A 21,629-nucleotide genomic window follows, 5' to 3' on the forward strand; every position below is an offset into this window, starting at 1 on the left:
GTGGCGGACGACGAACTGCCCGCCTGCCTGACGCGCCACGGCGAGCGGCTGTGGCTGGCCGTCAGCGTGGTGCCCAACGCGAAGCGCACCGGCGCCGACGGCACCCACGACGGCGCGCTGCGCGTGCGCCTGGCCGCGCCGCCGGTGGACGGCAAGGCCAACGAGACGCTGCTGGCCTGGCTGGCCGACGAGTTCGACGTGCCCAGGCGCGCGCTGACGCTGGTGCGCGGCGCGACGGCGCGGCGCAAATGGGTCGAGATGGCCGCGCCGCCGCCAGTCGTGGTCGAGGCGGTGCGGCGGCTGCTGGCCTAGGGCCTGCTCACCCTATGGATGCCAGGCCCGTTCCCTGCGGGTTGCCCCGACAAAGCCCGCGCGCGGCGTTGCAAACCTTGCCCAGGCGTCCAGCCTGGGCTGCGGTTCGCGCCTTGCTCGCGGGCTTTGTCGGGGCAACGCATCTGGCATCCGTAGGGTGAACAGGCCCTAACCTTGCCCGACGATGGACGCGGTGGCCACCAGCTCCTCGAACAGCGCCATCGTCACCCGGCCCGACACCGCGTAGGGGTCGAGCGCCGCGGTCTCGGAATACTTCAGCAGCAGCGCCGGGTTCAGGCGCGCCAGGTTGACCTGGCCCATCGACCAGCCGGCGAAGCGGCGCTCGCCGACTTCCTCGTAGCTCAGCAGCGCCACCTCGCGGTGGCGCGCGTCGGCGACGATGCGGCCGTACAGCGCGTTGACCGGCATGCGCCCGCCTTCGAGCACCTGCACGAAGATGCCGCCGGAGAAGCACAGCACCCCGGTGATGCCGGCCGCGGCGTTGCGCGCCTTGGCCTGGCGCAGGATCGCGGGCAGTTCGTCCTGGCCCACCGACTCGGCGGCGCGGCTGGCGTACATCAGGCGCACGAGCATGGTCAGTTGCCGTTCTTCTTGCTGAGCAGCGACAGGAATTCGCGCCGCAGGTTGGCGTCCTTCAGGAAGGCGCCGCGCATCACCGAGTTGGTCATCGCCGACTCGTCGTCCTTGACGCCGCGCCAGTGCATGCAGAAGTGGTCGGCCTCCATCACGATGGCCAGGCCGTCGGGCTTGACGCGGTTCTGCAGCTCGTTGGCGAGCATGGTCACCGCCTCCTCCTGGATCTGCGGCCGGCTCATGATCCAGTCGCAGATGCGCGCGTATTTCGACAGGCCGATCAAATTCGAGAACTCGTTGGGCAGCACGCCGATCCAGACCTTGCCGAGGATGGGGCACAGGTGGTGCGAGCAGGCGCTGCGCACCTTGATCGGCCCGACGATCATCAGCTCGTTCAGCCGCGAGGCGTTGGGGAACTCGGTCACCGCGGGCATCGCGCTGTAGCGGCCGACGAACACCTCGTCGACGAACATCTTGGCCACGCGCCGGGCGGTCTCCTGCGTGTTGTGGTCGCTGTCGGTGTCGATCACCAGCGCGCGCAGCACCTCCTGCATCTTCGCCTCGACCTCGGCCTTCAGCTCGTCGAGCTCGCCGGGGCGCACCTGATCGGCGATGTTGTCGTTGGCGTGGAAGCGGCGCGCGGCGCCGACCAGCCGGTAGCGGATGCGCTCCGAGGCCGGCAGGCGCGCCAGCTCCTCCTCGGTGCGGAAGATCGGGGTGGCTTGTTGGGCGGGCATCGTGGTGCGGGCGGCGAAGCAGGGCCCGTGAGCGTAGCGCAGGCCGCGCGGCCGCGCAGCCGGGGCCGGCCCAGCCCGTAGACTGCGCGCGGTGAATGCCCCCGCCACGCTGCCGCTCGCCCAGTTGCTGACCCATGCCGCCGCCGCGGTGCAGGCGGTGCGCGCCGGCCGCAGCCTCGACGACGCGCTGGCCGCCTGCCCGGCGCCGGCGCGGCCGGGCACGCAGGCGCTGGCCTTCCACGCGCTGCGCTGGCTGGGCGGCGCGCAGGCGGTGCGCGCGCGGCTCGTGCCGCGCGCGCCGGCGCCCGCGCTCGACGCGCTGCTGCTGACCGCGCTCGCGCTGCTGTGGCCCGATTCCGGCCCGCCTTATGCCGAGCACACGCTGGTCGACCAGGCGGTGGCCGCGGCGAAGGCGCGCGGCGGTTTCGTCAACGCGGTGCTGCGGCGCTTCCTGCGCGAGCGCGAGGCGCTGCTGGCGGCGGTGGCGGCCGACCCGGTGGCGCGCTTCAGCCATCCGCGCTGGTGGATCGAGCGCCTGCAACGCGACTGGCCGGCGCACTGGCAGCAGGTGCTCGAAGCCGGCCAGCAGCGCCCGCCGATGACGCTGCGCGTCAACGCCCGCCGCGGCAGCGCCGAGGCCTACGCGGCGCGCCTGGCCGGCGCCGGCCTTGCGGCGCGCGTGCTGCCGGGCACGGAAGCGGTCATCCTGGCGCAGCCCGTGCCGGTGGGGCAACTGCCCGGCTTCGCCGACGGCGACGTCTCGGTGCAGGACGCCGCCGCGCAGCGCGCGGCGCCGCTGCTGATCGGCGCCGGGCTGCCCGCCGGCGCGCGGGTGCTCGACGCCTGCGCCGCGCCGGGCGGCAAGACCGCGCACCTGCTAGAACGGGCCGATCTCGACGTGCTGGCGCTGGACAGCGACGCCCGCCGTCTCGAACGGGTGCACGACACGCTGGGCCGGCTGCACCTGCAAGCCCGCACGCTCGCCGCCGACGCCGGCGATGTCGCGGCGTGGTGGGACGGCCGGCCGTTCGACGCCATCCTGCTCGACGCGCCGTGCAGCGCCTCGGGCATCGTGCGCCGCCACCCCGACGTGCGCTGGCTGCGCCGCGCCGGCGACATCACCGCGCTGGCGCGCACCCAGGCGCGCCTGCTCGACGCGCTGTGGCCCACGCTGGCGCGCGGCGGCCGGTTGCTGTACTGCACCTGCTCGGTCTTCAAGGCCGAGGGGCAGGACCAGATCGACGCTTTTTTGCAACGCCACGGCGACGCCGCGCCCGCCGCCAACCCGCCCTCGCCCGGCCATCTGCTGCCGCTGCCCGACAATCGAGCCGACCCGTCGCCGCCCGCTTCCGGTGCACCGGCCGACGGGTTCTTCTACAGCCTGCTCCACAAGACCTGACCCCGGCCCAGCCCATGCGCAGCGCGGCACCCCCGACTGGACGTCCAGCCTCCCGCGCGGCGCGGGTGCTGCTGCTGGCGTTGGCGCTGCTGCTCGGGCTCGTGGCCGCGGCGCTGCCGGCGCGCGCCAGCGACGCCGAACTGATCTCCTTCGTGGTGGTGCGCAACGACGAGGGCGTCTCGATCGACTACGCGCTGAACTTCGAGCTGCCGCGCGGCGCCGAGGAGGCGCTGGCCAAGTCGGTGCCGCTGTACTTCGTCGCCGAGGCCGAGGTCTTCCGCGACCGCTGGTACTGGCGCGACAAGCGCGTCGCCAGCGCCTCGCGCGTCTGGCGCATCGTCTACCAGCCGCTGACCTCCAACTACCGCGTCACCTTCGCCGGCCTGAGCCAGAGCTACACGACGCGCGCCGAGGCCTTCGCGGCGATCCGCCGCGGCGTGAACTGGAAGATCGCCGAGGCCGCGCAGATCGAGGAGGGCGGGAGCCACTACGTCGAATTCAGCTTCCGGCTCGACACCTCGCTGCTGCCGCGGCCGATGCAGATCGGCATCGCCTCGCAGCCCGACTGGGCGCTGGCGCTCGAGCGCACGCAGCGCTTCGACTAGATTCCCGCCCGTGACCAAGGCGAAGCGCTGGGCCTGGATCGTCGCGCTGGTGGCGGCCACCGGCGCGGGGCTGGTGCTGGCCTTCCTGCTGTCGGTGGCCACCAACAGCCCGGCGCTGTACGAGCGCCACTACGTCTGGCTGTTCTGGGTCAACGTCACCGTGGCCGCGCTGCTGCTGCTGGTGATCGGCATCGCCTCGGTGCGCCTGGTGGCGCGCGTGCGGCGCCGCAAGTTCGGCAGCCGGCTGCTGCTCAAGCTGGCGGCGATCTTCGCGCTGGTCGGCGTGCTGCCGGGGCTGCTGATCTACACCGTCAGCTACCAGTTCGTCTCGCGCAGCATCGAGAGCTGGTTCGACGTCAAGGTCGAGAGCGCGCTCGACGCCGGCCTGAACCTCGGCCGCGGCACGCTCGACGCGCTCGTCAACGAGCTGGCGCAGCGCACCCGGCTGGCCGCCGAGAAGCTCGCCGAGGGCGGCCCCGGCAGCGTCGCCGCGGCGCTGGTGGCGGGCCGCCCCGGCAGCGCCACCACGCTGGCGCTGGAGCGGCTGCGCGAGCAGCTCGCGGCGCAGGAGGCGGCCATCGTCAACGCCGGCGGCCAGACGCTGCTGGCGGCCAGCAACAGCGCCGCGCTGCTGCCCGAGCGGCCCGCCCCCGCCTTGCTGCACAGCGCCCGGCTGCAGCGCGTGGCCGGCGTGCTCGAAGGGCTGGACGAGGACGCCGGCAGCGCCGCGCAGGGGCGCATCCGCGTGCTCGCGCTGGTGCCCAGCGCCAACTTCGCGCTCGACGAGCAGGAGCGCTACCTGATGGTGCGCCAGTTGCTGCCGGCGGCGCTCTCGGCCAATGCGCTGGCGGTGCAAAGCGCCTACCGCGAGTACCAGCAGCGCGCGCTGGCGCGCGACGGCCTGCGCCGCATGTACATCGGCACGCTCACGCTGGCGCTGGTGCTGGCGGTGTTCGGCGCGGTGCTGCTGGCCGCACTGCTGGGCAACCAGTTGGCGCGTCCGCTGCTGCTGCTGGCCGAGGGCGTCGACCAGGTGGCGCGCGGCGACCTGAGCGCCAAGCCGGTGTTCGCCTCCGGCGACGAGCTGGGCGGGCTGACGCGCTCCTTCGCCGACATGACCGAGCAGATCTCCGAGGCGCGCGCGCTGGTGCAGCGCAGCGTGCGCCAGGTGGAGGGCGCGCGCGCCAACCTGCAGACCATCCTCGACAACCTGACCGCCGGCGTGATCGTGTTCGACCGCGCCGGGCTGATCGACACCGTCAACCCCGGCGCGACGCGCATCCTGAAGCTGCCGCTGTCGGCCTACCACGGCCGGCGCCTCGACGAGGTGCCGGCGCTGGAGGGTTTCGCGAAGGCGGTGTGGCAGCGCTTCGAGCTGCACGCCGCCAGCCCCGAGGCCGGCGAGCGCGACCAGTGGCAGGACAGCTTCGAACTCCAGACGCAGGACGCGCAGGGCCGCGACCGCGACTCGCTGACGCTGCTGGTGCGCGGCGCGGCGATGCCGCAGGGCGCGCGGCTGCTGGTGTTCGACGATATCACCGAGGTCGTCTCGGCGCAGCGCACCCAGGCCTGGGGCGAGGTGGCGCGGCGCCTGGCGCACGAGATCAAGAACCCGCTGACGCCCATCCAGCTCTCCGCCGAGCGGTTGCAGCACAAGCTCGAGGCCAAGCTCGAGGCGCCCGACCAGGCCATGCTGGCGCGCTCGGTGGCGACCATCGTCAACCAGGTGCAGGCGATGAAGACGCTGGTCAACGAATTCCGCGACTACGCGCGCCTGCCGGCCGCGCAGATGACGCCGCTGGACCTCAACGCGCTGGTCTCCGAGGTGCTGGGCCTGTACGTCACCGCGCAGGAGGCCGGGCGGCTGCACGCCGAGCTGGGCGAGGGGCTGCCGCCCATCGTCGGCGACAGCACCCAGTTGCGCCAGGTGATCCACAACCTGGTGCAGAACGCGCTCGACGCGGTGGTCGAGCGGCCCGACGGCCGCGTGCGCGTGCGCACCGAGGCCACCCGCACCGAGCAGGGCGAGCTGCGCGCGGTGCGGCTGCAGGTGGTCGACAACGGCCACGGCTTCGCCGAGAAGGTGCTCAAGCGCGCTTTCGAGCCCTACGTCACGACCAAGAGCAAGGGCACCGGCCTGGGTTTGGCCGTTGTCAAGAAAATCGCCGACGAGCACGGCGCACGCATCCGCATCGCCAACCTGGGGGTGGCGCAAGACGCCTCCGGCGGCGACACTGCCGCGCCCCCGGGCGCCGCCGCGCCGGGCGGGGCGCAAGTTTCGCTATCATTTTCGAAGTTCGCTCCGGCCCACGGCCTCGCGAGCCGGACGCATTGACCATCCATGGCGATCATTCTTGTTGTTGACGACGAACTCGGCATCCGCGCGCTGCTGTCGGAAATCCTGACCGACGAAGGGCACACGGTGGAGATGGCGGAGAACGCCGCCGAGGCGCGCGCCGTGCGCGAACGGCTGCGCCCCGACCTCGTGCTGCTGGACATCTGGATGCCCGACGTCGACGGCATCACGCTGCTCAAGGAGTGGGGCGCCACCGGGCTGCTGACGATGCCGGTGATCATGATGAGCGGCCACGGCACCATCGACACCGCGGTGGAGGCCACCAAGTTCGGCGCGATGGCCTTCCTCGAGAAGCCGGTGACGCTGCAGAAGCTGCTGCGCGCCGTCGAGCAGGGCCTGGCCAAGCCCAGCGCCGTGGCGCGGCCGGCCACGCCGGTGAGCCACCCGCACCACAACCACCACATCGGCGACACCACGCTGACCGTGGAGGCGGCGATGACCGGCGGCCAGGGCCTGCCGAACGCGCCGCTGCTGCTGGGCCCGCAGGCCGAGCAGAGCTTCGACCTCGACCGCCCGCTGCGCGAGGCGCGCGACGCCTTCGAGAAGAGCTATTTCGAGTTCCACCTCGCGCAGGAGAACGGCAGCATGACCCGCGTGGCCGAGAAGACCGGCCTGGAGCGCACGCACCTGTACCGCAAGCTCAAGCAGCTCGGCGTCGACCTCTCGCGCAACAAGCGCAGCGGAACGCTCTGACCCGGCCGGGCGGCGCGCCTCGGCTATACTTCGCAGTTCACGTGGCCAAGTAGCTCAGTTGGTAGAGCAGCGGATTGAAAATCCGCGTGTCGGTGGTTCGATTCCGCCCTTGGCCACCAAGTCATACAAGAATGCCCCGGCCCCGGGGCATTTTTCTTTTGCGATGCGCTTTGCCCCACAAGTTGGCCGTTTGGCCGGCTTATGGAGGCCTGCTGGCTAGAGCAGTCCAGCCTCCCTCAGGAATCGAGTGGCCTCGCTTCTCATGCCAGTCGAGATGCTCTCCCAGGTGGGAGCCGGGAAGTCCTTGGGCAGTCTTCGCTCCACCCTGGTCAGTGCGCTGTCGACACGGGTCACCAGGTCGATCATCTCGGCCCACACGGTGTCGCCGCCGTGCTTGGCCGCCAGTTGCTGCCAGTGGCGCGCCTGGATCGTGTGGAACAGATAGTGTGCGTTCTTCGAGCGCACGGCCATCGCCAGACCCGCCTTGCGCTGCCTGAACTGGTTGGCGCCGTCACCGTAGTAGGGCCACATCGACAGGACGTCATAGAGCGGCGTCATCCGATAGGCATCGCCGCGGTCGAGATAGATCGAGAAGTTCTTGGCGTGGCCGTCGGTGGCCGCCATCAGCACGAACGCAAGCTGCGCGAGCAGGAAGAGCGTCGTGTCCTCACGGTCGGCACTGCCCTGCAGCAGTTGCAGGCACTTCTGCATGCCGGGGCCACCGGCTTGTTCGTACTTCTGGTCCGGCCCGACACCCAATGCCTGGCAGAAGTCTTCCTGGGGCAGTCGAGCGATCCACTTTCCCCTGTCCATCCACTCGCGGTCGAACCTCTCGACGATCAATACGGTCTGGTCGCCGAAGACCTCCATCGATGTCGAGGCGACGGGCAGCCCGAGCTCCGCGACGATCCGCGCGCACAGCCACTCGTTCTGGACCGAGTCCGAGGCATCGACCCGCTTCGATCCGCCGATGAGGCCCAGCGGCAGCTTGATGATGTGGGTGGTGGGCGTGGCGCCCTGCGGCCGGCACCATTGGCCCTTCCACCGGGTGAGCGCAGTCTTCTCTTGCGCGCCCGCGATGGAGATCCGGAACAGGTCGTCGTCATGGATCGAGCCGGGGTCGGTGTCCGACGGCACCGCCTGCAGCAGATCGACGATCTGCGCCTCGGTCAGCGGGTCGCACTCGATCCGGTCCCAACCCTTCGGCGTGACGCCTTCGGGCAGGAGCTGCACGGCCCCGACGCAGTCGCGGCCGATGGCCTCCAGCAGGTCGAAGATCTCACTGGACCGCAGGCCGAAGCGCCTTCGCAGCCGCGAGCGGATCCGTTCGTTGTCCGGCAGCAGGTTGTCGAAGTAGTTGCGGACCTGCTGGCCCTGGATCTCCAGCGATCCGCTGATCAGCAGGGAGAGCGAGAGCGATCGCCGGCGGGGGGACTCCAGCCAGGACGGGTCGTAGCGGAAGGCGTGCGAGTTCCGGTCGACGAGCCAGGTGCCGACCCGTTCGCCGTTCATCCAGGCGTTGAGCGACTGGGTCACCACGAGCCCTTCTTGGGGCGGGCCACGAGGGTTCGACGGGAAGCGGGCTTGACCTCAGGCTGTCTGCTGATTGCCTTGGGCTGTGGCTTGGTGGCTTTCGGCTTCGAGGTCTTGGCTGCGGGGGGGCGGGTGGCGACCGGCGCGGCCGCTTCCTCCTGCAGGGTCAGCGAGACGCCCAGCACGGACAGGAGCTTCATCAACTGCTCGAAGTTGACCAGGCCCGGGTTTGCTTCGATCTCTGCGATCCGGGCCTGGCTGACGCCGACGAGTGCGCCGATCTGGGCCTGAGTCAGGTCATGCCGCTTCCGCAGTGCCCGCAGATGCTGTCGGAGTTGATCGGGGAAGCGGACGGGGTAGACATCGGCCATGGCACATCCTATAAGCCAAAGCCTGTAAATGCAACAAACAATCTATGGCATGTTTTATGAAATTATCGGCCTTGGCGAATAATGTGTCGACACCATTTCTTTCTCGAAACGGCCAAGCAAGAAGGGGCCGGCCCTCGTCGAGCCGACCCCTTCGCCGTCGCGGCGGCGCGCGCGTCAGCGCAGCAGCGGATTGCGCATCGTCTCGCCCTTCTTCGTGCAGATCGCCTCGGAGACGCTGCGCCCGAGCACGCTGATCGAGCCGCCGACGAAGCAGTTGAAGTCCTGCCCGGCTTTCGTGCGCACGCTGTAGCGCGTCGTCGTGCCTTCGTCGCTGCGGTTGGAGATCGTGAAGTCGCCCTTGGCGAGGCCGAGCGCGAACGCGGTGCGGTCGACGAGCGCGTCGTCGGTGACGGCGATGGAGGCGCAGCCCGCGGCTGCCAGGGCGGCGAGCGCGTAGGCGCGGGATCGGATGGGTCTCATGATGGTGTCTTCCTGCGTGGAGTCGTCGTGTGGAGTCAGCGGCGCACGGCCGCCCACAGGCTGTTGCGCACGGCGCTGCCCGCCAGGTCGTCCTGCGCCCAGGCGCACGCGGCCTGGCCCGCCGCGTTGAAGGCGCAGCGCGCGCCGGACTTGACGTCGCCCGCGCCGTTCTCGAGCAGCGTCGCCGCGCTCCAGGCGCCGCCCCACGGCAGTTCGCGCGTGTAGAGGTTCTGCGTCGCGTCGGTCGGGTTGGGCCACTGGCTGACGCTGCGGTAGACGAGCGACGCGCGGCCGTCGGCGTCGATGCCGAGCCAGTGGCCGCTGCTGTAGCTCGTCACCGTCACGGGTGCGGCGAAGCCGGTCGCCGGCGCCCAGGTCATCGACTTGACGCCGTAGATGCCGGACGACCAGGCGAGCACGGCGCGGCCGTCGGCCGCCATCGCGACTGCGAGGCGCGCCGAGAAGATGCCGTCCACCTGGTTCGCGTCGATCTGGCTGGCGCTGCCCCAGGCATTGGTCGCCGCGTCGAAGCGGTTCACGTAGACCGAATTGCCCTGGTGCCAGGCGGCGATCGCGTTGCCCGCCGCGTCGCTGGCGATGCGCGGCGCCGAGTCGTGCACCGGCGTCAGCACCTCCTCGATGCGAACCGGCTGCTGCCAGCTTCCGCCGGCGGCACGGTTGGCCTTCATGCTGTAGTTGGAGTCGCCCGGGTTGCGCTCGCGCCAGACCGCGATCGGGTTGCCCTGGGCGCCGAGCGCGAGCTGGGCGTCGCGCGTCGCGAGGTCGGTGAAGCTCACGTCGGCCCACGCCGTCCACTGACTGCTGCCGGCCGGCAGGCGGCTGTAGAGCACGTCGTTGCTGCCGATGCCGAGCAGGTGCACGCTGCCGTTCGCCTCGATCCTGGCGTCGGCGAGTTCGCCGCTGCCGCTGCCCGCCGGCTTGAACGCGGTGGCCGACCAGCCGCCGGCCGCGCTGTAGCGGCGCGTCTCGAAGTTGTGGCGGATCCAGGTCGCCGTGCCGCTCGCGTCGACCAGCAGGCGCCCGGTGACGAGGGCGACCGACGAGCTCGCCGTCGTCAGCCCCGGCACGACCACCGCGGCCGCCCAGCCCTGCCCCGGCACGTAGCGGCGCGACCAGACCTTGCGCGTGTTGCCGTTCGGCGCGCCGTCGGACTGCTCCCAGAGGACCAGCGTGTTGCCGGCCGGATCGACCGCGGTCAGCGCGTTCGTGTCGCCGAAGATGTTGGTGCCGGCGACGTTGAAGTCGTTGCTGTCCTCGAGCAGTGCCGCGGCACCCCAGGTCGGCGCCGGCGCCTGCGTGGCCACGAAGCTCGCCGTCACGCTGCGTGCCGCGGTCATCGAGACCGTGCAGGTGGCGGCCGAGCCGCTGCAGGCGCCGCCCCAGGACTGGAAGGTCTGGCCCTGCGTCGGCGTGGCGGTCAGCACGACGGAGCTCGAACCGGCGAAGCCCGCGCTGCAGGCGCTGCCGCAATCGATGCCGGCCGGCTGCGAGCGCACGCTGCCGTTGCCGCTCACCGCCACCGAGAGCGTGAAGCTGCCCGCGACCTGCGGAACGAAGGTGGCCGACACCGCGGTCGCCTGCGTGACGGACACCTCGCAGCGCGCCGCGCCGGCGGCCCCGGCGCAGGCGCCGCCCCAGGCCTGCAGCAGGTGCCCGGCCGCCGGCGTCGCGGTCAGCGTCAGCACGGTGTCGGCGGCCAGGTCGGCGCGGCACGCCGTGCCGCAGTTGATGCCGCCGCTGGTGCTGGCGACGCTGCCGTTGCCGGTGACGCTCACCGTCACCGGGTACATGACCGGCCCGGGTGGCGGTTCACCGCCGCCGCCGCCGCCACCTCCGCACCCGGCCACCAGCACCGCGGCGGCGCCAACCAGCGCGAACCAGGCGCGGCGGCCGGCCGGCCGCCGCGTACTCGTCTTCAGCCCTGCTCGATTCAGTTTCATGCGTTCAATGTGTTCGTGGGATGTCGCGCCCCAGGGGTGGGGTCGTCGATCGGCGGCGGATGCTAGGCTCGCGCCCTCGCCGCGTCGGCACGGCGCGGCCACGCCCGATAACGGATCGGTAACGCCGGCGGTTCCACCCCGCAAGGGCGGCGCCGTTGGTCTAAAAGGCCTGCCGTGGCGCTGATGGACAACCCCCTCTCGATGGAACGACCCGCGTTCTGCTATCGCTTCGGCACGGCCGAATTCGACGAATCCCGCTTCGAACTGCGTGTCGCCGGACTGCCGGCCGACGTGGAACGGCGCGCGCTCGAAGTGCTCGCCTACCTGCTCCAGCACGCCGGCGAGGTGGTGACCAAGGAGGAGCTGCTGCGCGAGGTCTGGGCCGGGCGCATCACGGTCGACAAGGTGCTGCCGAACGCGATCAACAAGCTGCGGCGCGCGCTCGGCGAGGCCAATGCGAGCTGCATCTCGACCCAGGCGCGGGTCGGCTACCGGCTCGACGCGGCGGTGGCCCGCACCGCCGTCGGCCGCCAGTTCGTCAGCACGCTCGCGCTGGAGGCGGGGCAGGGTGTGCCGGGCCGGGCGAGCTTCGTGCTGCTGCGTCCGCTCGGCCGCACCGCCGGCAGCGAGGTCTGGCTCGGCGAGCACCAGAAGACGCGCGAGCAGCGCGTCTACAAGTTCGCGCTCGACGCCGACCGGCTGCGCGCGCTCAAGCGCGAGGTGACGCTGCTGCGCCTGCTGCAGGAATGCCTGGACGACGCCAGCCACGTCGTCGAGGTGCTCGACTGGAACTTCGAGACCGCGCCGTTTTTCCTCGAGTGCCGCTACGGGGGCGCCACGCTGGCCGAGTGGGCCGAGGCACACCTGCCGGACCTGGACACGGGCGCGCGCATCGCCCTGTTCCTGCAGATCGCCGACGCCGTCGCGGCGGCGCATGCCGTCGGCGTGCTGCACAAGGACCTGAAGCCCGCGAACGTGCTCGTCAGCGGCGACGCCGGCGCGCCGCACGTGCGGCTGACCGACTTCGGCAGCGGCCGGCTGCTCGACCCGGACCGGCTCGCCCAGGCCGGCATCACGCGCCTGGGCATGACCGTCGAAGACCGGCCCGGCGGCGACGCGACCTCGGGCACGCCGCTGTACGTCGCGCCCGAGCTCTTCACCGGCCAGGCGCCGACCGTGAAGAGCGACGTCTACGCGCTCGGCGTCGTGCTCTACCAACTGCTCGCCGGGCGGGTCGGCCAGCCGATGGCGCCCGGCTGGGAGGCGCAGGTCGGCGACGAGCTGCTGCGCGAGGACCTGCGGCGCGCCACCGACGGCAACCCCGAGCGGCGGCTCGCGAGCGTGGCCGAACTCGCCGACCGCCTGCGCCGCCTCGACCAGCGGCGCGCCGACAGGCTCGAACAGCAGCGCGCGCAGGAGGCCCAGCGCCGCGAGCGCGAGCTGCTCGCGCGCAGCCGGGCGCGCAGGCCGCTCGTGCGGGCGCTGTTCGCGGTGCTCGTGCTCGGCATCGTGGCCGCGGTGTGGCTGCAGCAGCAGGCGGTGAAGGCGCGCAACCAGGCGGGCGTCGAACTCGAGCGCGCGACGGCGCTGGCGCGTTTCCTCGACGAGGACCTGATCGGGCGCTCGAACCCGCTGGTCTCGGCCAAGGGCCCGGACGCGACGCTGCGCGAGGTGCTGCTGTCGGCGCGCGAGCGCGCGTCCGACCGCTTCGGCGCGCAGTCGGACACCGAGGCGGCGATCCGCGGCAGCCTCGCCTCGCTGTTCGGTGCGATCGACCTGTTCCAGGACGCGGAAGCCGAGGCGCGGCGCGCGCTCGAACTGCTCGAACGCGACGGCGCCGGCGCGAGCCGCAGCGCGTTGCAGACCCGTGCGGTGCTGGTGCGCGTGCTCGGCCGCACCGGGCGCCTGCGCGAGGCCGAGCAGCAGTTGCAGGCGCTCGAGCGGCTCAGCGCGGCGTCCGACGATCCGCGCGCCCGGCCGCGTGTCGCGACGGCGCGCAGCACGCTGCTGATCGGGCAGGGCGACTACGCCAAGGCCGTCGTCGAGCTGCGCGCGGCGATCGACGGCCTGGACGGCGCCGCGGCGGGCGAGGCCGCGCAGCGTGACGCGCTGCGCCTGGAACTGATCAACGCGCTCGCGCTCGCCGGGCAGGACGCGCAGGCGGCCGAGGAAGGCCGGCGGCTGATCGAGGAGGCGCAGGGCCGTGGACGGGACAACGAGCTGCTGGTCGCGCTCGCGCGGCTCGCGCTGGTGCGCGCGCAGGGCGAGGACCACGCGGCCGCCGAACGCCTGCTGCTCGACGCGCGGCCGACCATCGCCGCGCGGCTCGGCGAGAACCACACGCGCCACCTGCAACTGCTCAACGAACTGCTCGGCGTCGCGTTCCGCCGCGGCGACTGGCCGCGCGCGATCGGCTGGGCGCAGACGGTGCACGAGCGCGTGCGCGCCAAGTTCGGCGACGGCCATGCATCGACCCACGTGACGCTGCTGAACTGGGCGCGCACGCTGGCCGAGGCCGGCCGCGCCGCCGAGGCCGCCGACAAGGCGCGCCGCGCGCACGAGGCGCTGCGCCGGCTCGCCGGCGCGGGCTCGCCGCAGACGCAGGACGCCGCCTTCGTGCTCGCGCTGATCGAGCTGGAAATCGGCGAGACCGGGCGCGCGCAGGCGCTGATCGAGCAGCTCGACCCGGACGCGCTCGAGTCCGGCCGCGCCACCGGCACCTGGCCCGCCGCGATCGACGCGCTGCGCGGCATCGCGCTGCAGCGCCGCGGCGATGCGGCGGCGGCGCGGCCGCTGCTCGATGCGGCGCTCGTCGCGCTGAAGTCGGAAGAGGCGTTGGCGCAGCCGGGCCGCGTCTACGTCGTGGCCCGGCAGGCGCGCGAGCGCCTGCGCTGAGTCGGATTCAGTTCTTAGGACTGAGAGTCATTCGCATTACAATCGGCTGCCGCTCCCCGCGTTTGCAGCCCGCGGCCCCGCAGCGGTGGCCGCTGCGAAGAACTCACCTCGAATCCGGAGAACCCGATGAAGTACCCGTTCACGATGACCGCCTGCGCCCTCGCGGCCTGCGTGGCGCTCGGCGACGATGCGCGCGCGCAGGACGCCGCCGCCGCCGCGAGCGCGAAGGACAAGGAAACGACGCTCGATGCGGTCGTCGTCACCGGCAAGCGCGAGCGCCGCGTCTCCAAGGGCGCGACCAACCTGCCGCTGGAGATCAAGGACACGCCGCAGTCGATCAGCACGATCGAACGCGAAGCCATCACCGACTACGGCCTGAGCGGCAGCAACGACGCGCTGCGCCTGGGCACCGGCATCAACGTCGAGCAGTACGAGACCAACCGCGCCGTCTACCAGGCGCGTGGTTTCGAGGTGCAGTTGACGCAGATCGACGGCCTGGGCATGACCAACGACTGGGGCACCGTCGTCGGCCAGCAGGACTCGTTCATCTTCGAGCGCATCGAGCTGATCCGCGGCGCCAACGGGCTGCTGACCGGCGTGGGCAACTCGTCGGGCACGATCAACTACGTGCGCAAGCGGCCGACCAACAAGGACGGCGGCGTGGTGCAACTCAGCGGCGGCTCCTACCACACCGGCCGCGTCGCGCTGGACTACAACAAGGTGTTCACCGCCGACGGTTCGTGGGCCGGCCGGCTGGTCGTCGCGCACGAAGACAAGGATTCGTATCTGCGCGCGCTGCACGACACGCGCAGCACGCTGTACGGCGTCGTCGACGGCCAGATCGGCGACAACGGCATGCTGACCCTGGGCTTCACCTACCAGGATTCGAAGCAGAAATCGCCGATGTGGGGCTCGCTGACGCTCAACCGCGTCGACGGCAGCCAGGCCGACTTCGACGTCTCCTCGTCGACCTCGCAGGACTGGGCGCGCTGGGACACGCGCTCGCAAAGCGTCTTCGCCGAGTACACGCACACGCTGTCGGCCGACTGGGAGGCCAAGCTCACCTACACCCACCGCCGCGGTGACGAGGACACGAAGCTGCTGTACGCCTACGTGCCCACCGGCGCCCTGAACATGGACAACACCGGCCTCGTCGGCTGGGCCTACCGGAGCACCACCGAGCAGACCAACGACGTGCTGGACGCCAACCTCAGCGGCCAGTTCAAGGCCTTCGGGCGCACCCACCACCTGATCGCCGGCCTCAGCCATTCGCGGCAGGAGACCGAGCGCGACGTCTTCCCTCTCGCCGCGCCCATCCAGCCGCTGCCGGCCTTCCCGTACGCGGGCAATGTCTACGCCGAGCCGGGCTGGGGCCCGCGCACGCCCGACACCACGGGCGAGCAGCAACTCACGCGCCTGTATGCCGCCATGCGCTTCGCGCTGACCGACAGCCTGAAGGCGATCGGCGGCCTGAACGCGATCCGGCTCGAGCGCGAGGGTGCGTCGCTGTACGGCAGCGTCGCGACGGCCAACAACTACCCCAAGACCGAGGAGCTCAGCCCCTACCTCGGCGTCACCTACGACATCACGCCCGACCTGCTGGGCTACGTGTCGTATTCAGACATCTTCCAGAACCAGGACCAGACCGATATCAACGGCGCCTACCTCGCGCCGATGAAGGGCGTCAACGTCGAGGCCGGCGTCAAGGCCGAGTGGCTGGACCGCAAGTTCCTCACCACCTTCGCGCTGTTCTCGTCGAAGCAGAAGGGCCTGGCGACCTACGGCGGCATCACCGCCGGCGGCACCTACTGGTACGAACCGAAGGACGTGAAGTCGCAGGGCTTCGAGATCGAGGCCACCGGCCGCATCACGCAGGACGCCAACCTGACGCTGGGTTTCACCAAGCTCGACCTCACCGGCCCGGACGGCAAGGACATCTACGAGTGGGTGCCGCGCCAGACCTTCAACCTCCGCTTCGACAGCCGCGTGCCGGGGCTGCCCGGCGTGCGCGCCGGCATCAACGCCCGCTGGCAGTCGGATGTCCACAAGATCGGCGGCGCGCGGCAGAAGGGCTACACCGTCGCCAATGCCTTCGCGGCCTGGGAGATGACCGATGCGGCCACGCTGCGCTTCAACGTCAACAACCTGACCAACAAGAAGTACGTCGGCACGGTGGAATACGGCGCGATCTACGGCGCGCCGCGCAACTTCATGGTCTCGCTCGACTACAAGCTGTGAAGCTCCCAAAGTAGAGAGCCCCACCGAGCCGCCCGGCGGCCGGCTCGGGCAAGATGGCAAACCGCCTTCTGCCGAGCCGACCGCCATGTGCAATCCGCTGGACCGCGAAACCGCCCCCGCCGTCATCGACGCGCTCTTCGCCGGCCAGGCCGCGAAGGCGCTGGCGCTGCGCCGCAGCGGCGCCGACGAGCGCCGCGCCAGGCTGGGCCGGCTGCTCGATGCGCTGCTGGCACGCCGCGAGGCCTTCGCCGCCGCGTTCGCGAAAGACCTGGGCAAGCCCGCCGTCGAGGTCGACCTCACCGAGCTGCTGCCGGTGGTCGACGAGATCCGCCACGCGCAGAAGCACCTGAAGCGCTGGATGCGCCCGCAGCGCGCCGCGCCGACGCTGATGACCTTCGGCACCCGCGCGCGCATCGTCTGCCAGCCGCGCGGGCGCTGCCTGATCATCGGGCCCTGGAACTACCCGGTGTCGACGCTGCTCGGCCCGCTGGTCTCGGCGCTGGCGGCGGGCAACACGGCGATCCTCAAGCCCTCGGAGTTCACGCCGCGCGTCAACGCGGTGATCGGCGAGCTGGTCGCCGAGGTGTTCGAGCCGGCCGAGGTGGCGATGGTCGAGGGCGCCGTCGAAACGTCCACGCACCTGCTCGCGCTGCCCTTCGACCACGTCTTCTTCACCGGCTCGCCGGCGGTCGGCAAGGTGGTGATGGCCGCCGCCGCGAAGCACCTCGCCTCGGTGACGCTGGAGCTGGGCGGCAAGTCGCCGGTGGTCGTCGACGCCAGCGCCGACCTGCGCCACGCCGCCGAGCACCTGATGTGGGGCAAGCTGGTCAACGCCGGGCAGACCTGCGTGGCGCCCGACCACGTCTACGTGCACCGCTCGGTGATGGAACCCTTCGTCGCGCTGTGCCGCGAGGTGCTGGCCGAGCGCTTCGGCGCCGATGCCGCCGCGGTGGCCGCGAGCCCCAGCCTGGGCCGCATGATCCACGAGCGCCATGCGCAGCGCGTGGCCGGGCTGGTCGACGACGCGGTGGCGCGCGGCGCGCGCGTGCTGGCCGGCGGCACGCACGATGCGGCGCGGCGCTACGTGGCGCCGACGCTGCTGGCCGACGTCAGCGACGCGGCGCGCATCGCGCAGGAGGAGATCTTCGGCCCGGTGCTGCCGGTCGCGCCCTTCGATTCGCTCGACGAGGTGATCGCGCGCATCAACGCCGCGCCCAAGCCGCTGGCGCTGTACCTGTGGAGCCGCGACGGCGCGGCGGCCGACAGGCTGCGCGCCGACACCAGCTCGGGCAGCCTGTGCGTCAACCTGTGCCTGCAGCAGTTCGCGCACGGCAACCTGCCGTTCGGCGGTGTCAACAACTCCGGGCTGGGCAACGCGCACGGCGTGTTCGGCTTCACGGCCTTCTCGCACGAGCGCGCGGTGCTCTCCGGCGGGCCGCTGTCGGCGCTGAAGATGCTGTTCCCGCCCTACACGGCGGGCAAGGCCAGGCTCAGCCGCATGCTGCTCGACCTGCTGCGGCGCGTCTGACTTCTTAAACGAGCGGCGCCGGCGCCTCGCGGATCGCCTGCAGCACCAGCGGCGAGAGCCCCGCGCCCTGGCGCTGCGCGACGTGCTCCATCAGCGCGCGGCGCATGCGCGGCTCCCAGTAGCGGCGGATGTGCGTGGCGATGCTCGCGCGCGCCTCGGCGGCGTCGGGCATCGCGGCGAAGAACTCGCCGATGCGGTTGGCCATGTGAACGAGGTTGTCAGGGTCCATCGGAAGCCAGGCCGAAGCGTTCGGGGAAGGTGTAGGCCACGCCGTCGCCGCCGCGCACGAAGCCGGCCAGCGCGAGGTTCAGTTCGGCGGCCGCGCGCACCGCCAGCGCCGTCGGCGCCGAGACGGCCGCCAGCGCGCCGATGCCGGCCGCCACCGCCTTCTGCACCATCTCGAAGCTGGCGCGGCTGGTGATGACGGCGAAGCCGGCGGCGCTGTCGGCGCCGCCGCGCAGCAGCGCGCCGATCAGCTTGTCGAGCGCGTTGTGGCGGCCGATGTCCTCGCGCAGCAGTTGCACGCGGCCGTCTAGGCCGCACCACGCGGCGGCGTGCGTCGCGCCGGTGAGCTGCTGCAGCGCCTGGTGCTGCCACAGCTCGCGCTGCGCGCGCCCGAGCGCGGCTGTCGGCACGCTGACCGCGGGGGCCGGCGCCAGCGCGCGGCGCACCTGCGCCAGGCTGTCGGTGCCGCACAGGCCGCAGCCGGTGCGGCCGGCGAGCGTGCGGCGGCGCTCCTTCAGCCGCCACTCGCAGGCCGACGAGACCTCCAGGCGCAGTTCGATGCCCTCGGCCACCGTTTGCGCCTCGACGCCGAACAGCTCGCGCGGCGCGTCGATCAGGCCCTCGGTGAATGCGAAGCCGAGCGCGAAGTCTTCCAGCTCGACGGGGCTGGCGAGCATCACCGCGTGCGAGATGCCGTTGAACACCAGCGCCACCGGCACTTCCTCGGCCAGCAGGTCGGCGCGTGCCGAGTCGCGCGCGCCGCGCCATTCGGCGACATGCGCCGGCCGCGTGCCGGGCGGCGCGAGCGAGGTGTCGAGCGGCTTCACTTGCCCATCACCGCCTCGCCGCGCGCCCGCGCCAGCAGGTCGAGCTGCTCGCGGTTGAACTCGGCGTATTCCTTCTGCCATTCCGAGGGCTGCATCACCTTGGTCACCTGCACCGCGGTCACCTTGTACTCGGGGCAGTTGGTGGCCCAGTCGGAGCTGTCGGTGGTGATGACGTTGGCGCCCGACTCGGGGAAGTGGAAGGTGGTGTAGACCACGCCGGGCTGCATGCGGTCGCTGATCATCGCGCGCTGCACCGTCTGCCCGGCGCGGCTGGCGATGCCGACCCAGTCGCCTTCGTCGATGCCGCGCTCCTCGGCGTCGTGCGGATGGATCTCCAGCCGGTCTTCGTCGTGCCAGCGGTTGTTGGGCGTGCGCCGCGTCTGCGCGCCGACGTTGTACTGGCTGAGGATGCGCCCGGTGGTCAGCAGCAGCGGGTAGCGGCGCGTGACCTTCTCCTCGCTCGGCACGTACTGCGTGTTGAAGAAGCGCCCCTTGCCGCGCACGAACCCGCCGACGTGCATCAGCGCGGTGCCGGCTTCGTCGGTGCCCTCGTTGCAGGGCCACTGCACGCTGCCGAAGCGGTCGATCTTCTCGTAGGTGACGCCGGCGAAGCTGGGCGTCAGCGCGGCGATCTCGCGCATGATCTCCTCGGGGTGCGCGTAGTGCATCGGGTAGCCGAGCGCGTTGGCCAGGCGCACCGTCACCTCCCAGTCCGCCAGCCCCGGAATGGGCGGCATCACCCGGCGCACGCGGCTGATGCGGCGCTCGGCGTTGGTGAAGGTGCCGTCCTTCTCGAGGAAGCTGGTGCCGGGCAGCAGCACGTGGGCGTACTTGGCGGTCTCGTTGAGGAAGATGTCCTGCACGACGATGCATTCCATCGCCGACAGCGCCGCGGCCACGTGCTGCGTGTTGGGGTCGCTCTGCACGATGTCCTCGCCCTGGCAGTACAGCCCCTTGAAGCTGCCGGCCAGCGCGGCGTCGAACATGTTCGGGATGCGCAGCCCCGGCTCGGGGCTCAGCTCGACGCCCCAGGCGGCCTCGAACTGCGAGCGCACCGTGGTGTCGGCGATGTGGCGGTAGCCCGGCAGCTCGTGCGGGAAGCTGCCCATGTCGCAGCTTCCCTGCACGTTGTTCTGGCCGCGCAGCGGGCTCACGCCGACGCCCTCGCGGCCGACCATGCCGCAGGCCATCGCGAGGTTGGCGATGCCTATCACCATCGTCGAGCCCTGGGCGTGCTCGGTGACGCCCAGGCCGTAGTAGATCGCCGAGTTCGGGCCGCTGGCATACAGCCGCGCGGCGGCGCGCACCTCGGCGGCCGGCACGCCCGTCACGGCCTCGAAGGCCTCGGGCGAGTTCTCGGGGCGGGCCACGAAGGCGCGCCAGTCGTCGAAGCTGCGGCTGTCGCAGCGCTCGGCCACGTAGGCTTCGTTCACCAGCCCTTCGGTGACGACCACGTGCGCCAGCGCGGTGATCATCGCGACGTTGGTGCCGGGCTTCAGCGCGAGGTGGTGCCGCGCGCGGACGTGCGGCGACTCCACCAGCTCGATGCGGCGCGGATCGACGACGATCAGTTGCGCGCCTTCGCGCAGGCGCTTCTTCATGCGCGAGGCGAACACCGGGTGCGCGTCGGTCGGGTTGGCGCCGATGACCATGATCACGTCGGCGTGCTCCACCGACTTGAAGGTCTGCGTGCCCGCCGAGGTGCCGTAGGTCTGGCCCAGGCCGTAGCCGGTGGGCGAGTGGCACACGCGCGCGCAGGTGTCGACGTTGTTGGTGCCGAAGGCCGCGCGCACCAGCTTCTGCACCAGGTAGGTCTCTTCGTTGGTGCAGCGGCTGGAGGTGATGCCGCCGATCGAGTCCTTGCCGTGTTCGGCCTGGATGCGCTTGAACTCGCGCGCGGCGTGGTCGATCGCCTCGTCCCAGGTGACCTCGCGCCACGGGTCGGTGATCCTGGCGCGGATCATCGGCTTGGTGATGCGGTCCTTGTGCGTCGCGTAGCCCCAGGCGAAGCGGCCCTTGACGCAGGAGTGGCCTTCGTTGGCCTTGCCGTCCTTCCACGGCGTCATGCGCACGACGGTGTTGCCCTTCATCTCGGCCTTGAAGCCGCAGCCCACGCCGCAGTAGGCGCAGGTGGTGATCACGCTGTGCTCGGCCTGGCCGAGTTCGATGACGCTCTTCTCCTGCAAGGTGGCGGTCGGGCAGGCCTGCACGCAGGCGCCGCAACTGACGCACTCGCTGTCCATGAAGGGCTGGTCCTGCCCCGGCGAGACGCGGCTGTCGAAACCGCGCCCCGAGATCGTCAGCGCGAAGGTGCCCTGCGTTTCCTCGCAGGCGCGCACGCAGCGGTTGCAGACGATGCACTTGCTGGCGTCGTAGGTGAAGTACGGATTCGATTCGTCCTTCTGCGCGTCGCAGTGGTGCGCGCCGGCCGCCGCGCCGACGCCGTAGCGCACGTTGCGCAGGCCGGTGACGCCGGCCATGTCCTGCAGCTCGCAGTCGCCGTTGGCCGCGCAGGTCAGGCAGTCCAGCGGGTGGTCGCTGATGTACAGCTCCATCACGCCGCGGCGCAACTGCTGCAGTTTCGGCGTCTGGGTGCGCACCACCATGCCGGCCTCGGCCGGCGTGGTGCACGAGGCCGGGTAGCCGCGCCGGCCCTCGATCTCCACCAGGCACAGCCGGCACGAGCCGAAGGGCTCCAGGCTGTCGGTGGCGCACAGCTTGGGCACCTGCACGCCGGCGTCGATGGCCGCGCGCATCAGCGAGGTGCCGGCGGGCACGCTGACGCTGGCGCCGTCGATGGTCAGCGTGACCGTCGTGGTCGACTCGCTGGCCGGCGTGCCGCGGTCGATCTCTTGCGGGTGATGGTGAAGCATGG

Annotated in this window: 17 protein-coding genes and 1 tRNA gene; 9 read left to right on the forward strand and 9 right to left on the reverse strand. The window is 71.5% G+C overall.

Features of this window, described 5'->3' with window-relative positions:
* Positions 1-312 (forward strand): DUF167 domain-containing protein, encoded by a 312-nt coding sequence (locus QM792_RS03420; RefSeq protein WP_415147780.1) that lies wholly within the window; start codon positions 1-3, stop codon positions 310-312.
* 168 nt (positions 313-480) lie between these two features.
* Here QM792_RS03420 and QM792_RS03425 read toward each other — a convergent pair whose 3' ends face one another.
* Both QM792_RS03425 and folE read right to left on the reverse strand, forming a co-directional pair.
* Entirely contained in the window at positions 481-906 is a 426-nt protein-coding gene (locus QM792_RS03425; protein WP_415147781.1) for a BLUF domain-containing protein, read from the reverse strand.
* Between the two features lie 2 nt (positions 907-908).
* Entirely contained in the window at positions 909-1,643 is a 735-nt protein-coding gene (folE, locus tag QM792_RS03430; protein ID WP_415147782.1) for a GTP cyclohydrolase I, read from the reverse strand.
* Between the two features lie 91 nt (positions 1,644-1,734).
* Here folE and rsmB point away from each other — a divergent pair, with 91 nt between their 5' ends.
* The 5 genes from rsmB to QM792_RS03455 all read left to right on the forward strand — a co-directional run bounded on the left by rsmB (position 1,735) and on the right by QM792_RS03455 (position 6,815).
* On the forward strand, positions 1,735-3,042 hold the full coding sequence (gene rsmB / locus QM792_RS03435) for a 16S rRNA (cytosine(967)-C(5))-methyltransferase RsmB (RefSeq protein ID WP_415147783.1): 1,308 nt from the start codon (positions 1,735-1,737) through the stop codon (positions 3,040-3,042).
* A gap of 65 nt (positions 3,043-3,107) precedes the next feature.
* Positions 3,108-3,647 carry a DUF4390 domain-containing protein gene (locus QM792_RS03440; protein ID WP_415147784.1) on the forward strand — a complete coding sequence of 180 codons (540 nt, stop codon included), beginning with the start codon at positions 3,108-3,110 and terminating at the stop codon, positions 3,645-3,647.
* 10 nt (positions 3,648-3,657) lie between these two features.
* Entirely contained in the window at positions 3,658-5,982 is a 2,325-nt protein-coding gene (locus tag QM792_RS03445; RefSeq protein WP_415147785.1) for an ATP-binding protein, read from the forward strand.
* Positions 5,983-5,988: 6 nt separating this feature from the next.
* On the forward strand, positions 5,989-6,696 hold the full coding sequence (locus tag QM792_RS03450; RefSeq protein ID WP_415147786.1) for a response regulator: 708 nt from the start codon (positions 5,989-5,991) through the stop codon (positions 6,694-6,696).
* 43 nt (positions 6,697-6,739) lie between these two features.
* Positions 6,740-6,815 (forward strand) — tRNA-Phe (locus QM792_RS03455).
* 97 nt (positions 6,816-6,912) lie between these two features.
* Here the strand turns inward: QM792_RS03455 and QM792_RS03460 are convergent.
* The 4 genes from QM792_RS03460 to QM792_RS03475 all read right to left on the reverse strand — a co-directional run bounded on the left by QM792_RS03460 (position 6,913) and on the right by QM792_RS03475 (position 11,041).
* Entirely contained in the window at positions 6,913-8,235 is a 1,323-nt protein-coding gene (locus QM792_RS03460; RefSeq protein WP_415147787.1) for a HipA domain-containing protein, read from the reverse strand.
* Positions 8,229-8,600, reverse strand: coding sequence for a helix-turn-helix domain-containing protein (locus QM792_RS03465; protein WP_415147788.1), 372 nt, complete (start codon positions 8,598-8,600; stop codon positions 8,229-8,231). Before QM792_RS03465 ends, QM792_RS03460 begins: the two co-directional genes overlap by 7 nt.
* Positions 8,601-8,774: 174 nt before the next feature.
* On the reverse strand, positions 8,775-9,080 hold the full coding sequence (locus tag QM792_RS03470) for a hypothetical protein (protein WP_415147789.1): 306 nt from the start codon (positions 9,078-9,080) through the stop codon (positions 8,775-8,777).
* A 35-nt stretch (positions 9,081-9,115) separates the two neighbouring features.
* Positions 9,116-11,041, reverse strand: coding sequence for an InlB B-repeat-containing protein (locus QM792_RS03475; protein WP_415147790.1), 1,926 nt, complete (start codon positions 11,039-11,041; stop codon positions 9,116-9,118).
* A gap of 201 nt (positions 11,042-11,242) precedes the next feature.
* On the opposite strand from QM792_RS03475, the gene QM792_RS03480 reads away from it, so the two are divergent.
* From QM792_RS03480 to QM792_RS03490, 3 genes are all read left to right on the forward strand, one after another.
* Positions 11,243-13,936: a protein kinase domain-containing protein gene (locus QM792_RS03480; RefSeq protein ID WP_415147791.1), complete on the forward strand. Its 2,694-nt coding sequence runs from the start codon at positions 11,243-11,245 to the stop codon at positions 13,934-13,936.
* A gap of 126 nt (positions 13,937-14,062) precedes the next feature.
* Positions 14,063-16,174 carry a TonB-dependent siderophore receptor gene (locus tag QM792_RS03485; protein WP_415147792.1) on the forward strand — a complete coding sequence of 704 codons (2,112 nt, stop codon included), beginning with the start codon at positions 14,063-14,065 and terminating at the stop codon, positions 16,172-16,174.
* Between the two features lie 85 nt (positions 16,175-16,259).
* Positions 16,260-17,702 (forward strand): aldehyde dehydrogenase family protein, encoded by a 1,443-nt coding sequence (locus QM792_RS03490; RefSeq protein WP_415147793.1) that lies wholly within the window; start codon positions 16,260-16,262, stop codon positions 17,700-17,702.
* A 4-nt stretch (positions 17,703-17,706) separates the two neighbouring features.
* Here the strand turns inward: QM792_RS03490 and QM792_RS03495 are convergent, their stop codons facing one another.
* From QM792_RS03495 to fdhF, 3 genes are read right to left on the reverse strand one after another with little or no spacing between them, the layout of a single operon-like run.
* A complete protein-coding gene (locus QM792_RS03495; protein ID WP_415147794.1) occupies positions 17,707-17,907 on the reverse strand; it encodes a formate dehydrogenase subunit delta in 201 nt (66 codons plus the stop codon).
* A 13-nt stretch (positions 17,908-17,920) separates the two neighbouring features.
* On the reverse strand, positions 17,921-18,754 hold the full coding sequence (fdhD, locus tag QM792_RS03500; RefSeq protein WP_415147795.1) for a formate dehydrogenase accessory sulfurtransferase FdhD: 834 nt from the start codon (positions 18,752-18,754) through the stop codon (positions 17,921-17,923).
* Complete coding sequence (gene fdhF, locus QM792_RS03505; protein WP_415147796.1) at positions 18,751-21,627, reverse strand: formate dehydrogenase subunit alpha; 2,877 nt, start codon at positions 21,625-21,627, stop codon at positions 18,751-18,753. Before fdhF ends, fdhD begins: the two co-directional genes overlap by 4 nt.
* Positions 21,628-21,629 lie beyond the last annotated feature (2 nt).

This window comes from Piscinibacter sp. (assembly GCF_047600445.1).
In the GTDB taxonomy this organism is placed as follows: domain Bacteria; phylum Pseudomonadota; class Gammaproteobacteria; order Burkholderiales; family Burkholderiaceae_C; genus Piscinibacter.

Excerpts from the sequence above, each read along its gene's own strand:
- QM792_RS03470 (WP_415147789.1), bottom strand. The coding sequence starts at position 9,080 with ATGAGACCCATCCGATCCCGCGCCTACGCGCTCGCCGCCCTGGCAGCC.
- folE (WP_415147782.1), bottom strand. The coding sequence starts at position 1,643 with ATGCCCGCCCAACAAGCCACCCCGATCTTCCGCACCGAGGAGGAGCTG.
- fdhF (WP_415147796.1), bottom strand. The coding sequence starts at position 21,627 with ATGCTTCACCATCACCCGCAAGAGATCGACCGCGGCACGCCGGCCAGC.
- QM792_RS03465 (WP_415147788.1), bottom strand. The coding sequence starts at position 8,600 with ATGGCCGATGTCTACCCCGTCCGCTTCCCCGATCAACTCCGACAGCAT.
- QM792_RS03495 (WP_415147794.1), bottom strand. The coding sequence starts at position 17,907 with ATGGCCAACCGCATCGGCGAGTTCTTCGCCGCGATGCCCGACGCCGCC.
- QM792_RS03485 (WP_415147792.1), top strand. The coding sequence starts at position 14,063 with ATGAAGTACCCGTTCACGATGACCGCCTGCGCCCTCGCGGCCTGCGTG.
- QM792_RS03490 (WP_415147793.1), top strand. The coding sequence starts at position 16,260 with ATGTGCAATCCGCTGGACCGCGAAACCGCCCCCGCCGTCATCGACGCG.
- QM792_RS03450 (WP_415147786.1), top strand. The coding sequence starts at position 5,989 with ATGGCGATCATTCTTGTTGTTGACGACGAACTCGGCATCCGCGCGCTG.
- QM792_RS03475 (WP_415147790.1), bottom strand. The coding sequence starts at position 11,041 with ATGAAACTGAATCGAGCAGGGCTGAAGACGAGTACGCGGCGGCCGGCC.
- QM792_RS03480 (WP_415147791.1), top strand. The coding sequence starts at position 11,243 with ATGGAACGACCCGCGTTCTGCTATCGCTTCGGCACGGCCGAATTCGAC.
- QM792_RS03425 (WP_415147781.1), bottom strand. The coding sequence starts at position 906 with ATGCTCGTGCGCCTGATGTACGCCAGCCGCGCCGCCGAGTCGGTGGGC.